The following is a 12661-nucleotide window of genomic DNA, read 5'->3' as shown; positions in this document are numbered from 1 at the left end:
GTTCGACGTGGCATTCCCTGGTTAGGAGTCAGGGGGTGACCCCCGTGAACAACAGGGGCATGCGCATGTTGCCTCGTCGTGACGAGGAAGACTTGTGGCGATCGGGAAGAGCGGGCTCCGGATGGCTCTCCGGGCTGCCACACTGCTCGGACCGGAGGCGAGCACCGGCAGTGGAAGGGGCGGCGTTGAGCGATATCCCAGTGGAGGCGGCCGGTAAGCAGGACGACGTACGTCGTGCCCTGGCCCTGCTGAACGCCGCGGGCGCGCGGATCGGCAACTCACTGGATCTGGAGACCACGGCCCGCGAACTGCTGGACGTGGCGGTGCCCCAGTTCTGCGACCTGGCCTCCGTCGACCTTTACGAAAGTGTGCTGGCCGGGGACGAGCCCCGCCCTGTCGGGCCGTCGGTCCCCGAGGACACCGAGGATGCCGGTTTCCACCAGGCGGACACCGTACGGCGTGAGGGGCCGGAGGTGCGGCTGGCCAGCGAGCTGCCCCGGCGCCGCCGGGGGCCGATCGGTTCGCCGCGCGGCGAGCTGCGCCGGGTGGCCTTCGCCAGCGCCGTCTCGAACACCCCCTACGGCTACGGACTTCCGGACGAGGAGGCCCGCACCGGCGAGACGGTGGTCGGCCCGCGTGACGCAACGCAGGACGGTGCCGGTGCGCAGGGAGGTGCCCTTGGGCAGGGAGCCCCCCTTGGGCAGGGCGGCGCCGGTCGCGTCCGCGCCAACGGCGTTCCGGTCGCCGCCGCTGCGCAGCCGGGCCAGCCCGCGGAGGTCGGCTCCACACACTGCTACGCCGAGCACTCCCCGTTCGCGATAGCGCTGCGCACCGGCCGGGTGCAGAACATCACGAGCCAGGACGGCACCGTCCCGGCGCAGTTCGGAGCAGTCGTGCAGTCGACGCTCGCCGTGCCCATGGTCGCCCGGGACCGGGTGCTGGGGCTCGCGCAGTTCTCGCGGGCCAAGGGCAGCGAGCCGTTCGGCGAACGGGACGGGGCGCTCGCCGCGGAGCTGGCGGCCCGTGCCGCGGTCTGTATCGACAACGCCCGGCTCTACCGCAGGGAGCACGAGCGCGCCCTCATCCTCCAGCGCAGCCTGCTGCCGCCGGGCGACCCGGAGGCGGCCGGGCTGGAGATCGCCTGCCGCTATCTGCCGGGCAACCCGGCAACCGAGGTGGGCGGCGACTGGTTCGACGTCATCGAACTGCCGGGCCACCGCACCGCCATCGTCGTCGGGGACGTGATGGGGCGCGGGCTGCGCGCGGCCGTCGCCATGGGCGAACTGCGCACCGCCGTACGCACGCTGGCCCTCACCGACATGGAGCCGGCCGAAGTGCTGGGCGCGCTGGACGAGATCGCGCGCGGCCTCGGCGACCCCCGCAGACAGCAGCCGCAGCGTGGACACCGGGGCAGCGACACCGATCTGTCCGAGGTGTATCTGGCCACCTGCATCTACGCCGTCTACGACCCGGTATCGCGGCGCTGCACATTCGCCAACGCCGGGCATCTGCCGCCCATAATGGTCGAGCCGGGTGAGCCCGCGCTGCTTCTCGAAGTCCCCAAGGGCGTGCCCCTGGGTGTGGGCGGCGAGCCGTTCGAGGAGATCGAGATCGAGCTGCCGGAGGGCGCGATGCTCTCCCTCTACACCGACGGCCTGGTCGAGTCCCGCGACCATCCGCTCGACGAGGGGCTCGACCGGTTCCGCTCGGCGCTCACCGACGCCACAGAGCCGCTGGAGGACACCGCGGACCGGGTGCTGCGCACCCTCAACGTCCATCACGGCGAGGACGACATCGCGCTGCTCGTCGCCCGCGTGCAGGGCCTCGACCCCGAACACGTCGGCGACTGGACGCTGCCCCCCGAGCCGCGTTCGGTGGCGCGGGCCCGCGAACTGACGTGTGAGCAGCTCGCCGCCTGGGGCCTGGACGCGCTGAGCGACACCACGGAGCTGCTGGTGAGCGAGCTGGTCACCAACGCGCTGCGGTACGGCGAGGGCAACATCCGGCTGCGGCTGCTGCTGGAGCGCACGCTGGTGTGCGAGGTGTGGGACGCGGGCCAGGTCCAGCCGCGCAGGCGCCGGGCCCGGGACACCGACGAGGGCGGCCGTGGTCTGCAACTGGTGGATCTGCTCAGCACGGGGTGGGGGAGCCGCCGGGTGCCCTCGGGGAAGGCCGTCTGGTTCCAGTTGCCCCGCCCTGAAGAGGGCAGGTCGGCTCCGGATCCGACCGAGGCGTTGCTGAAATTGTTCTGAGTGACGCACTTGGTTCGAGAAAGTGGCCGAAATGCAGCGCCCTTTTCCGGGGCGTTGCATGGAATCCTCACATACGTCTGGATGCCCCTTTTTTCTGGGTCCCTGCCCCGATAAGCTTTCCGCTCGGGGATCAGTGATTCTTGAAACGGGGGGTGCTGCATGGGTGTGCGGCTCATAATCCTTGACGACGACCCGCTGTATCGCATGGGCGTCAGAGCGGCGGCGGAATCCGACGGCACGATCGCCGTCGTGGCGGAACAGGGAATTCCGGAGCGGCGCGCCGGATGGACACCACCCCCGCTCGGGGAACTCGTGGGGCAGGCGGACGTGGTGCTCGTCGGCGGCCCGAGCCCGGCCCGACTGGCCCGTACGGTGCGGCTGCTGACCTCCGAGGCGCAGCGATTGCCGACACTCGAAGCCCAGCCGGTGCGGCAGCGCGCGGGCCCGGCGCGGGTGCTGGTGGCCTCCGGCGACGGCAGTACGGCGGCCGTCGTCTCGGTGATCCGCTCCGGCGCGATGGGGTATGTGATGAAGAGCGTAAGCGCTCGTACGCTGCTCAGATCGGTACATCTGCTCGCCGAGGGCGGCGCCGCCTTCGGGGCCGGGGTGGCCGAGGGGCTGCGCGGCGGGCTGGGGCTGCTGCCCCAGTTGCCCAGTCGGCTGGCCTTCCCGACGCTGACCGAACGGGAGCGGGACATCCTGGAGCTGCTGGCGCTCGGCTGGGAGAACAAGCGCATCGCCCGTCGCCTCGTGCTCGCGGAGAAGACGGTACGCAACCACATCACGGGCCTCTTCAGAAAGCTGGAAGTCCCCGACCGGAACGCCGCCATGATGCGGGCGCGGGCCGCGGGGATAGGGGTGGAGCAGAAAGCGGCGGAGGTCTGAATTCCGGCGCGGAATCCGGCGGTGAATCCGACGCGGAATCCGGCGTGGAGGTGGGCTCCGGTGGGAAATCTTTCCCCAGGAATTCACGGATAGTGAGAATGTATTCGAGAGACTGTCCGTGGGGCCGGGGCCCCGGAATTACTTGCACTTCTGTGTCCGTACGTCGGGTTCATTTCCCCTTGGACGGCGTGACGAGGCCGTGCTCGTACCCGGTGATCACCAGCTGGACCCGGTCCCGGGCACCGAGCTTGTCGAGCAGCCGTCCGATGTAGGTCTTCACCGTGGCCATGGACACATGCAGCTCGGCGGCGATCTCCGTGTTCGACAACCCTCTGGTCACCAGCAGCAGCACCTCACGCTCCCGGCCCGTCAGCGGAGCAAGGCTGTCGGAGACGGCCGGCACGCTCTGCGGCTGGCGGCAGAACTCCTCGATCAGCCGGGACGTCACGCTCGGAGCCAGCAGTCCCTGCCCCGCGGCCACCGTACGGATGGCGCGCACCAGATCGGCCGGGGCGACGTCCTTGAGGAGGAAGCCGCTGGCCCCGGACCGCAGCGCGGCGAACACATACGAGTCCATGTCGAACATGGTCAGCACCAGCACCCGCACCCCCTCGGCGTCCGGGTGCGTACGGATCAGTCGCGTCGCCTCGATCCCGTCGAGACCGGGCATCCGTACGTCCATCAGGACCACGTCCGGGTGCTCGCTCACCGCCATCCGGACCGCCGCGTCACCGTCCTCGGCCAGCCCTACGACCTCAAGACCCGGTTCGGCATTCACCAGCACGCGGAAGCTCTCGCGCAGCAGCTCCTGGTCGTCGGCGATCAGCACCCTGACCGGATCGGGGAGATTGCTCATCTCGACTGTGACGCCTCCTGAGTCGTGTCCTGCGCCGCCTCTCGTGCGGCGTCCTCCGGCGAGAGCTGCCGCGCACGCAGCGGTATCCGGGCACGCACCGCGAAACCCCCTCCCGGCAGCGGAGCCGCCGTCAGCTCGCCGCCGTACAGCGCCACTCGCTCCCGCATTCCGATCAACCCGTGCCCTGCCTCCTGCCCCGCCCCGGATCCGGCCCCGGGCGGGGCCGCCTCGTCCGTCCCCGGGCGTGTGCCACGAGCAGCTCCGGGCGCCATCCAGTGAGCCGCGCCCTTTCTGCCGTGGCTCTGCCAGTGACCGCCGTCGTCGATGATCTCCAGCCGCAGCTCGTCGAGCCCGGTGGCCAGGACGAGTCGGCAGTAGCACGGAGCAGCGTGCTTGATGACGTTCGTCAATGCCTCCTGCACCACCCGGTGCCCGGCCCGCGCCACCCCGTCCGGCAGTCTGCCGAGTCCCTCGGCGCTCAGCTCCACCTCCACGCCGGCCTCGCCCGCCCGGCGCACCAGTGCGTGGATGTCCGCCTCGTGGGTCAGGCTGCGGTCCGGGTGGCGCGGCTCTTCCTCCCCGTCGGGTTCATTGCGCAACAGGCCCAGGATGCCCCGCATTTCCTGGAGCGCCGTACGGCTCTCCTGGTCGATGACCCGCAGCGCCTCGGTCGCCTCCTCGGGCGCCACCGCCGCCACATGACGCGCGACGCCCGCCTTCACGGCGATCACCCCGACGTGGTGCGCGACCACATCGTGCAACTCGCGTGCGATCCGCAGCCGCTCCTGCGCCACCGCGTTGAGCGCCAACTGCCGGGCCGCCCGCTCGGCATAGGCACGCCGCTCCCGGATGGCCTGCCCGGAGGCCCAGGTCAGCCCGCAGACGATAAGGCCGGAGAGCCAGGCCGGCAGCCCCGCGCCGAAGGTGGCCGACGGAGTGCCACCGGCGACAAGCAGAAGCAGGATCAGCGCGCTGCCGCAGACGACGACCCACCGCACCGCACGGCCCGCCCTGGTGGTGGTCACGGCAACCGCGTACAGCGCATACGCCACCGCCAGGAACGGCTCCAGAAGCACGTCAAGCACCGCGGCTGCCGCCGATGCCGCGACGACGACCAGCAGTACGGTGCGCGGCCACACGCGGCGCACGGCCAGCGGCAGGCTCATCGCGAGGAGCAGCGGCCACTGGAGCGCTGCGGGGGCCGGGGCTCCGTGCTGCACGGGGGACAGCACGGCGTAGAGCAGGGCGAAGGCCAGCGCCGCGGCACCGTCCCATGCCATGAGTTGTCGCCGGGTCAGGCTGACCTGCACCCAGCTACGACGCTGTACTTCCTTGCTCTCCCCGGAGTCACCGGCCACTCGCACACCGTAGCCCGCAACCTGCCTTCCGCACGTCCGACCACGGTCGGTCAGACCACGGTAGGAATCGAGCTGTGCGAACCAGGTCCCGTCCACCCCTGGTCCCGGCGGAAACTTCGGAGCCCGGTCCGATGTGTGGGGGCCGGGCCCGGAGCCATGCTCGATGCGTGATTGAAGTCCAGCATCTGACCAAGTCCTACGGCCCCACGCGGGCCGTCGACGACCTGAGCTTCGTGGTGCGGCCGGGAAGAGTCACCGGCTTCCTCGGTCCCAACGGCGCGGGCAAGTCGACCACGCTGCGGCTGCTGCTCGGCCTGGGCGAGCCGGACGCGGGCCAGGCCCTGCTGTTCGGCAAGCCCTACCGGGAACTGACCGACCCGCTGCTGCGCGTCGGGGGCCTGCTGGAGGCCAAGTCGACCCAGCGCACCCGAAGCGCCTACCACCATCTGCTATGGCTGGCCCGTACCCACCGCATCCCGCAGTCCCGCGTGCGTGAGGTGCTCGGCATGGTCGGCCTCTCCGACGTGGCGGGACGCAGCTCGGGCGGCTTCTCGCTCGGTATGTCCCAACGGCTGGGCATCGCCGCCGCGCTGCTGGGCGACCCGGACGTGCTACTGCTGGACGAGCCGGTCAACGGGCTCGACCCGGAGGGCGTGCACTGGCTCCGCAACCTGCTCAAGGAGCGGGCCGCCGCCGGGTACACGGTGTTGCTTTCCAGCCATCTGATGAACGAGATGGCCGTCACCGCCGACCATCTGGTCATCATCGGGCGCGGCCGGCTGCTGGCCGACACCAGCCTGGCCGACTTCACCGCCGAGCACTGCCGCAGCGTGGTCCGTATCCGCAGCCATGAGCCCGAGCGGCTGTGCGGGCTGCTGCGGGAAGCGGGTGCCGAGGCGGAGCCCGAGCCGGACGGCACCTTGCGAGTGACGGGGCTGGAGAGCCGCGACGTGGCGAAGCTGGCCCGCGCCCATGACATCGGATTCGACGAGCTGGCGGGGGAGTCGACCTCGCTGGAGGAGGCGTTCTTGGAGATGACCGCACGCGAAACGCAGTTCACGGCCGGCAGCGGCGCCGGCCTGCGGGGAGGTGCCGGTCATGGCGTCCTCTGAGGCCACCGCCGCCGCATCCTCGGGCTCCTCGGGCTCCTCGGGCTCCTCGAGCTCCGCCGGTTCGGGTGATGCCTCGCGCTCCTCCTCCGGGGTCTCTGCCCTCCCGGCCGTGCGAGGGAGGGCGTTGTGGGGGGCGATCCGCGCCGAGTGGACGAAGGCCCGTACGCTGCGCTCCACCCTCGCCGTGCTGGTGGCCACCTTCGCGGTCAGCATCGGCCTCGCGCTGATCTCCGGAATCTCGGTCAGCAAGGCGCTGGAGGCCGACAACGGCAGGGTGCGGCCGGACTTCAACGCGTTGGATTCCGGCTTCAACATGGTCTGGTACACGCAGCTGGGGCTGGTCGCCTTCGGAGTGCTGCTGATCACCGGCGAGTTCGGCAGCGGCATGATCCGGGTCTCCCTCGCGGCGGTGCCCCGGCGCGGGCGGCTGTATCTGGCGAAGGCCGCCGTGTGCACCGCCGTGACGCTGCCCCTGGCGGCGGTCACCGTGGTGCTGTCCTGGCTCCTCGACCAGGTGGGGCTCGGTGAGCACGGCGTCTCGATGGCCGAGCCCGGCGTGGTGCGGGGCATGGTGCTGGGCACGGTGTATCTGACGCTGATCGCGCTGCTGGCCTTCGGAGTGGCGACAGCGGTGCGCTCCACGGCCTTCGCGCTGGGGGCGATGTATGTGTTCCTGTTCGCCGTCTCGCCGCTCAGCCAGGCCGTTCCCGGGCTGAAGGACGCGGCGCGCTATCTGCCCGACAAAGCGGGCATCCAGGCGCTGAAGGTGGGCGCCGACGCGGACCCGTCCCTCGGCCCCTGGGGAGGCATACTCGTCGTCGTCGGCTGGACGGCGCTGGCCCTGCTCATCGGCTGGCTCGCCTTCCGGCGCAGGGAGGTGTGAAGGCTGCCGCAGGGTGGAGGGGGCCGGACCAACGGGTTGTAGGGGGAAGCCAGGGGGAAGCCGGAACAACGGGACATAGTAGGGACCACTGTCCCAAGTCGCAGGGACACAAGGGGATTTACCGTCAGTGGTGTTCACGGGTTACGGCGGTGCATCGGCCGACATCGCCCAACCGACCGATGACTCTCACGGAGGATCCCATGGAGCACACCTACGAGCCCCCGGCGCTGACCGAGCTCGGCGACTTCGAGGAACTGACGCAGTGCCTGCCGTCGGGCGACTGCCCGGACTTCCTCGGCTGCGGCCGCGCGCTGTGGTGCATCTGAGGCTCGCACAGTCGCACGGCTGAGCCGGCGTAAGTGAGTGGCCGGGAAGCGACCTTCCCGGCCACTGCCGTTCCTTGCCATTGACCTCCCGGCCATTGACCTCCCGGCCATTGACCTCCCGGCCATTGACCTCCCGGCCATTGACCTCCCGGCCATTGACCTCCCGGCCATTGACCTCCCGGCCACTGACCTTCCTGTCCGTCGCAATGGCCTCCTGGCCGTGGCTCTGCCTTTCCTGGCCTGGCCCTCCCTTGCCGTTGCCCTGCCCTTGCCCCGGCCCTGCCCTTTCCGGCCACCAGGCCAAGCCGTCTCGTAGGCATCGAGGCGGGACGAGGGCGCACACAGATGCCGCCCGCCTGTCGCCACGCAATCAGGAGATGCGCTGGACATGGACTTTCTCATTCTTCCCGACCATCCCGCCGCCGAGGATCTCGTTGCCCGTACTCCGGCGCTCGGCGCGGCCACGGTGATCCCGCACGGCTCCGGTCGGCCCTGGCTGCTCGGCTGGTGGGACGGGGCTGGGGACAGGGACAGCGGCGCCGGGGATGCGGTCCAGGCTGTGGCCTGCGGGGCGCGGCGGCTGGCGGTGTTCGGCCACACCCGGCCCGCGGGCGACCGGCTGCGGCGCGTGCTGGACCGGGCAGGATCGCTGTCCGGACTCGACGGCGCGGCCCGCTCGACGGCGGGCTGCTGCCATCTGGTGGCCAGCTTCGAGGGGCGGGTGCGGGCGCAGGGGGCGCTTTCGACCGCGCGGCAGATCTTCACCGTCCGGGTCGCGGGCGTGACGGTTGCGGCGAGCGGTCCCGCGCCGCTCGCCGCGCTCGCCGAGGCGCCATGTGACGAGGCAGTACTGGCAGCCCGGCTGCTGACGCCGTATATGCCCTGGCCGCTGTCCCGCCGGTCGGTGTGGCGCGGAGTCGAGGCGGTCACTCCGGGGCACTGGCTGGAGCTTGCGCCCGACGGCACCGCGCGTGAGCGGCGCTGGTGGCAGCGGCCCGCGCCGGAGACCCCGCTGCCGCAGGCCGCGGCGGCGCTGCGGGAGGCTCTCCGTGAGAGCGTGCGGGTGCGGGCGGAGTCGGCGGGCACGCTCAGCGCGGATCTGTCGGGTGGGCTGGACTCCACCTCGCTGTGCTTCGTCGCGGATGATGTGGCAGCGCCCACCCGCACCTACCACGCGGTTCCGCTGGACCCGCGTAACCCCGACCACCGCTGGGCCCGGCTGGCCGCAGCGCACTTCGGCTCCACCGTGCAGCACACCGATCTGGCGCATGACCACTCAGCGCGGCACTTCGGCCTCGTTGCCGACGAGGTGGACGGTGGCACGGACGAGCCCGACGGCGGTGAGGGCCCGCTCAACTGGCGCTGGGGCGGCCCCCATCTGCGGGCGCTGTCCCGCACGGCGGCCGAGGCGGGCTCCCGGCTGCATCTGATGGGGCTCGGCGGCGATGAACTGTTCGGCCCGCTGCCCAACGGCCTGTGGGCCATGCTCCGTACCGAGCCCCGCGTCGCACTCCCGCAGATCCGCCGCCGACAGCTGCTCAACCGCTGGCCGCTGTCGGCCACCGTGCGCGGGCTGGCCGACCGCTCGGGCTTTCCCGAAGCTCTCCGCGAACTCGCAGGGAAGCTGACCGGTCCGCCGCCGCAGCGCTGGCAGGTCGGCTTCGGCTGGACGGGGGAGCTGCGGATGCCCGCATGGAGTACGCCCGAGGCGGTCGATCTGGTGCGCGGGGCGCTGCTGGCCGAAGCCCGTGCGGGCACGCCGCCGCTGGACGGCGACCGGTTCGGGCACCAGGTGCTGGAGTACCTGGCCTTCGAGGGCACCACCATCCGGCAGACCGCGCGGGCCATGGCGCGATACGGCATCGGCTGGGAAGCGCCGTTCCTCGACGACCAGGTGATCGAGGCGGCGTTGTCCGTACGGCTGTCCGAGCGGATGCCATCCGGCCGCTTCAAGCCGATGCTGACGGCGGCCATGCGCGGCATCGTTCCGCAGGACATCCTCGACCGCACCGACAAGGGCGAGTTCAGCGCCGAGCTGTACGAGGGCCTGGCGCGCGGGAAAGAGGCGGCAGTCGCGATGTGCGCCGGGCTGCGGCTGGCCTCGCGGGGCCTCGCGGACGCTGACGTACTGCGTACGGCGCTGCTCAGCCCGTCCGACGAGGGCCGCTACGCAGCGCACTTGGAGAACACCGTCGCCGTCGAGGCATGGCTGCGCTCCCCGCACACCCACCCCGAGCTGCCGCACACCTGGACCAAGTCGCCGGACAACCAAACCGAGTTGCCGCACACCTCACCACTGCCGACGACTCCGCTGAAGGAGGCATCATGACGCTCGCCCTGCCCCGCGAGGTCATCCTGACCGAGACCGAATCCGGAGTGGTGCTGCTCAACGAGAAGGACGGCCGCTTCTGGCGGCTGAACGGTTCGGGCGCCACCGCGCTGCGGATGCTCCTGGAGGGCAGCACACCACAGCAGGCGGCCGAGCAGCTGAGCGCCGCCGGCCCCGAGTTCCTGGAGCGGGCCACCGCGGATGTGCGCGGACTGGTCGACGCGCTCAAGACCGCCGGACTGCTGGTGACGCGATGAGTCTGCCAGGAGTGGGGGAGCGCACGGTACGGCTGGCACCGCACCGGCAGTTGGAGGCGCGAATGGCGGTCGGGGCGGCCCGGCTGCTGGTGAAGCTGAAGCCCGGTCGGCTGCGCCGGGTACTGACGGTGCTCAGCCGCGGTGCCCGGCCGGCCGGACGGGAGCGTGCACTGTACGCACGGCAGGCCGCCATCTCCGTGAGCGTGCGCTGCGCCGGGCTCGGCTGCCTGCAACGGACCGTTGCCGCGGTGCTGCTGTGCCGCCTGCACGGCGAGTGGCCGGACTGGTGCTCGGGGTTCCGTACCAGGCCGTTCGGGGCGCACGCCTGGATCGAGGCGGACGGCGAACCGGTCGGGGAAGGCCAGGCGCTCGACGCCTTCCGCACGGTGATCGCCGTACGCGCCCAGCCGGCCCGCGCGGGAAGGCCGCTCCGCGCGGAGGAGGGGGCACGCCATGGCCACGGCTGACGAGTTGGCGGTCCGTACCGAGGATCTGGGCAAGACCTATGGCGACGTCACCGCGGTCGTCGGGCTCGATCTGGCCGTGCCCCGCGGGGTGACGTTCGGCTTCCTCGGGCCGAACGGTGCGGGCAAGACGACGACCATCAGCATGCTGTGCACCCTGCTGCGCCCCACAGCCGGGCGGGCCTTCGTCGCCGGGCACGATGTGGTGGCCGAGCCGCACGCGGTACGCGAACGCCTCGGGCTTGTCTTCCAGGAGACGACGCTCGATCTGGACCTGACGGCGCAGGAGGCGCTGCGCTTCCATGCTGAGCTGTTCGGTATCCCCTGGCGGGAGGGCCGCCGTACGGTGGCGGCGATGCTCGACCTGGTGGGTCTGACCGAGTGCCGAGGCCGCCCGGTGCGGGAGTTCTCCGGCGGCATGCGGCGCCGGCTGGAGATCGCGCGGGGGCTGCTGACGGCCCCGCAGGTGCTCTTCCTGGACGAGCCGACCACCGGCCTGGACCCGCAGACCCGCTCTGTCATCTGGGAGCACCTGCACCGGCTGCGGGAGGAGCGCGGCATCACCCTCTTCCTGACCACGCACCACCTGGAGGAGGCCGAGCACTGCGACCGGCTCGCCATCATGGACAACGGCCAGGTCGAGGTGGAGGGCAGCCCCGCCGAGCTGAAGTCGGAGGTGGCCAGCGACACGGTACTGCTACGCACCCGTGACGACGCGGACGCGGTACGCGTCGTACGGGAGCGCTTCGGTATCGAGGCGTCGTCCGGTCCTGACGGGGTGCGGCTGAGCGTCGCGGACGGTGCGGCGTTCGTACCGAAGTTCTGTGCCGAGGCGGGCATTCCGGTGCTGTCGGCGACCGTGACCCCGCCCTCGCTCGACGATGTGTTCCTGCACCACACCGGGCGCACCATCCGTACCGAACGCAGCGGTCCGCCGACCGTCGACGACGTGGGGAGGCGGCGATGAGCGCCGTACAGGCCGTACCGCAGGGGACCGGGGCCGTACCGCCGGGGCTTCCGACGGCAGGGGAGGCAGGGGCCGGGCGCGCGCGTCTCGCCCGCGAGCTGCGGGCGGTCCGGGTGCTGTGGCACCGCGAGATGGTGCGGCTGTTGCGCACCAAGGTGCAGATCGTCATGGGGTTGCTGACGCCCGTGATGTTTCTGCTGGTCATGGGCACCGGGCTGGAGTCGATGAGCACCACGGCAGGGGATGCCTTCGCACAGTTCCGCAGCTTCCTCTTCCCCGGCGTCCTGGTGATGGCGACACAGGCGCCCGCGCTGGCCGTCGGCCTGTCCGTGGTGATGGACCGGCAGAGCGGAATGCTGCGTCAGGCGATGGTCGCGCCGGTGCACCGGGTCAGCCTGCTGCTGGGCCTGTCGCTGGGCGGTGCCACCTGCGGGGCCGTCTACGGCGGGCTGGTGCTCGCCATCTCCGGCACCGTCGGCATCGCCTACCATCCGCTGCTGCTGGTCGCCCTGCTCGAAGTTGCCGTCATCGCCCTGCTGTTCACCGCGGGCGGCATGCTGGCGGCCGTCACGATCCAGCGCATCCAGACCTTCCAGGTCCTGATGGGGCTGGCCCTGATGCCGCTGATGTTCCTGTCCGGCGCGATGTTCTCGCCCAGCGGGCTGCCCCGCTGGCTGGGCATCGTCGTCCACCTCAACCCGCTGACCTACGCCGTCGATGCGGTACGCCGCACCCTCCCCGGCGAACTCGACATGGGCGGCTACGCGGGCCCGCCGCAGATAGCGGGCTGGAGCCCGCCGGTCGCCCTGGAGGTCTGCTTCATCACCGCGCTCGCCGCCCTGACGCTCTACGCGGCTGCCCGGCGCTTCGCCCGCCGCGGGTGAACCACGGGCGGCAGTACGTCAACCCTGACGAACGACCAACCCCCGGGCCGACTTTCGGGCCGGGCCGGTGGCCGGGCGCCGACCGTAG

The 12661-nt window shown here is 71.4% G+C and carries 11 protein-coding genes and 1 pseudogene; 10 read left to right on the top strand and 2 right to left on the bottom strand.

The features are described from left to right. Window positions 1-185: 185 nt before the first annotated feature. Window positions 186-2252, top strand: coding sequence for an ATP-binding SpoIIE family protein phosphatase (locus ACTWP9_RS00670; RefSeq protein ID WP_443243925.1), 2067 nt, complete (start codon window positions 186-188; stop codon window positions 2250-2252). A 204-nt stretch (window positions 2253-2456) separates the two neighbouring features. Continuing rightward, complete coding sequence (locus tag ACTWP9_RS00665; RefSeq protein ID WP_443243924.1) at window positions 2457-3137, top strand: response regulator transcription factor; 681 nt, start codon at window positions 2457-2459, stop codon at window positions 3135-3137. A gap of 169 nt (window positions 3138-3306) precedes the next feature. Here the strand turns inward: ACTWP9_RS00665 and ACTWP9_RS00660 are convergent, their stop codons facing one another. Then, entirely contained in the window at window positions 3307-3993 is a 687-nt protein-coding gene (locus ACTWP9_RS00660) for a response regulator (RefSeq protein ID WP_443243923.1), read from the bottom strand. After that, the gene (locus ACTWP9_RS00655; protein ID WP_443243922.1) at window positions 3990-5351 is read right to left on the bottom strand and encodes a sensor histidine kinase; all 1362 of its coding nucleotides are present in this window, start codon (window positions 5349-5351) and stop codon (window positions 3990-3992) included. The genes ACTWP9_RS00660 and ACTWP9_RS00655 overlap by 4 nt, the downstream gene beginning before the upstream one ends. A gap of 212 nt (window positions 5352-5563) precedes the next feature. Here ACTWP9_RS00655 and ACTWP9_RS00650 point away from each other — a divergent pair. From ACTWP9_RS00650 to ACTWP9_RS00615, 8 genes and pseudogenes are all read left to right on the top strand, one after another. Beyond that, window positions 5564-6463: pseudogene (locus tag ACTWP9_RS00650) on the top strand (ATP-binding cassette domain-containing protein); the annotation flags it as partial. Continuing rightward, on the top strand, window positions 6450-7346 hold the full coding sequence (locus tag ACTWP9_RS00645) for an ABC transporter permease (RefSeq protein WP_443243921.1): 897 nt from the start codon (window positions 6450-6452) through the stop codon (window positions 7344-7346). The pseudogene ACTWP9_RS00650 and the gene ACTWP9_RS00645, both read left to right, overlap by 14 nt. A 200-nt stretch (window positions 7347-7546) precedes the next feature. After that, window positions 7547-7672 (top strand): lasso RiPP family leader peptide-containing protein, encoded by a 126-nt coding sequence (locus ACTWP9_RS00640; RefSeq protein ID WP_209238150.1) that lies wholly within the window; start codon window positions 7547-7549, stop codon window positions 7670-7672. A gap of 388 nt (window positions 7673-8060) precedes the next feature. Then, window positions 8061-10001 carry an asparagine synthase-related protein gene (locus ACTWP9_RS00635; RefSeq protein WP_443243920.1) on the top strand — a complete coding sequence of 647 codons (1941 nt, stop codon included), beginning with the start codon at window positions 8061-8063 and terminating at the stop codon, window positions 9999-10001. Next, window positions 9998-10258: a lasso peptide biosynthesis PqqD family chaperone gene (locus ACTWP9_RS00630; RefSeq protein ID WP_443243919.1), complete on the top strand. Its 261-nt coding sequence runs from the start codon at window positions 9998-10000 to the stop codon at window positions 10256-10258. The genes ACTWP9_RS00635 and ACTWP9_RS00630 overlap by 4 nt, the downstream gene beginning before the upstream one ends. After that, window positions 10255-10725 (top strand): lasso peptide biosynthesis B2 protein, encoded by a 471-nt coding sequence (locus tag ACTWP9_RS00625; protein WP_443243918.1) that lies wholly within the window; start codon window positions 10255-10257, stop codon window positions 10723-10725. Before ACTWP9_RS00630 ends, ACTWP9_RS00625 begins: the two co-directional genes overlap by 4 nt. After that, window positions 10712-11689 (top strand): ATP-binding cassette domain-containing protein, encoded by a 978-nt coding sequence (locus ACTWP9_RS00620; RefSeq protein WP_443243917.1) that lies wholly within the window; start codon window positions 10712-10714, stop codon window positions 11687-11689. Before ACTWP9_RS00625 ends, ACTWP9_RS00620 begins: the two co-directional genes overlap by 14 nt. After that, the gene (locus tag ACTWP9_RS00615) at window positions 11686-12573 is read left to right on the top strand and encodes an ABC transporter permease (RefSeq protein ID WP_443243916.1); all 888 of its coding nucleotides are present in this window, start codon (window positions 11686-11688) and stop codon (window positions 12571-12573) included. Before ACTWP9_RS00620 ends, ACTWP9_RS00615 begins: the two co-directional genes overlap by 4 nt. The last annotated feature ends 88 nt before the right edge of the window (window positions 12574-12661 follow it).

Origin of the sequence: Streptomyces sp. 3N207 (assembly GCF_052246355.1) — a bacterium.
Taxonomy (GTDB): Bacteria; Actinomycetota; Actinomycetes; order Streptomycetales; family Streptomycetaceae; genus Streptomyces.
The sequence above is the reverse complement of the archived record's forward strand: the minus strand, read 5'-3'. Positions and strand labels throughout refer to the sequence as shown.

Bases quoted from the DNA above. Each gene is read 5' to 3' on its own strand.
- ACTWP9_RS00665 (WP_443243924.1), top strand. From the start codon at position 2,457: ATGGGCGTCAGAGCGGCGGCGGAATCCGACGGCACGATCGCCGTCGTG.
- ACTWP9_RS00660 (WP_443243923.1), bottom strand. From the start codon at position 3,993: ATGAGCAATCTCCCCGATCCGGTCAGGGTGCTGATCGCCGACGACCAG.
- ACTWP9_RS00645 (WP_443243921.1), top strand. From the start codon at position 6,450: ATGGCGTCCTCTGAGGCCACCGCCGCCGCATCCTCGGGCTCCTCGGGC.
- ACTWP9_RS00640 (WP_209238150.1), top strand. From the start codon at position 7,547: ATGGAGCACACCTACGAGCCCCCGGCGCTGACCGAGCTCGGCGACTTC.
- ACTWP9_RS00635 (WP_443243920.1), top strand. From the start codon at position 8,061: ATGGACTTTCTCATTCTTCCCGACCATCCCGCCGCCGAGGATCTCGTT.
- ACTWP9_RS00630 (WP_443243919.1), top strand. From the start codon at position 9,998: ATGACGCTCGCCCTGCCCCGCGAGGTCATCCTGACCGAGACCGAATCC.
- ACTWP9_RS00625 (WP_443243918.1), top strand. From the start codon at position 10,255: ATGAGTCTGCCAGGAGTGGGGGAGCGCACGGTACGGCTGGCACCGCAC.
- ACTWP9_RS00620 (WP_443243917.1), top strand. From the start codon at position 10,712: ATGGCCACGGCTGACGAGTTGGCGGTCCGTACCGAGGATCTGGGCAAG.
- ACTWP9_RS00615 (WP_443243916.1), top strand. From the start codon at position 11,686: ATGAGCGCCGTACAGGCCGTACCGCAGGGGACCGGGGCCGTACCGCCG.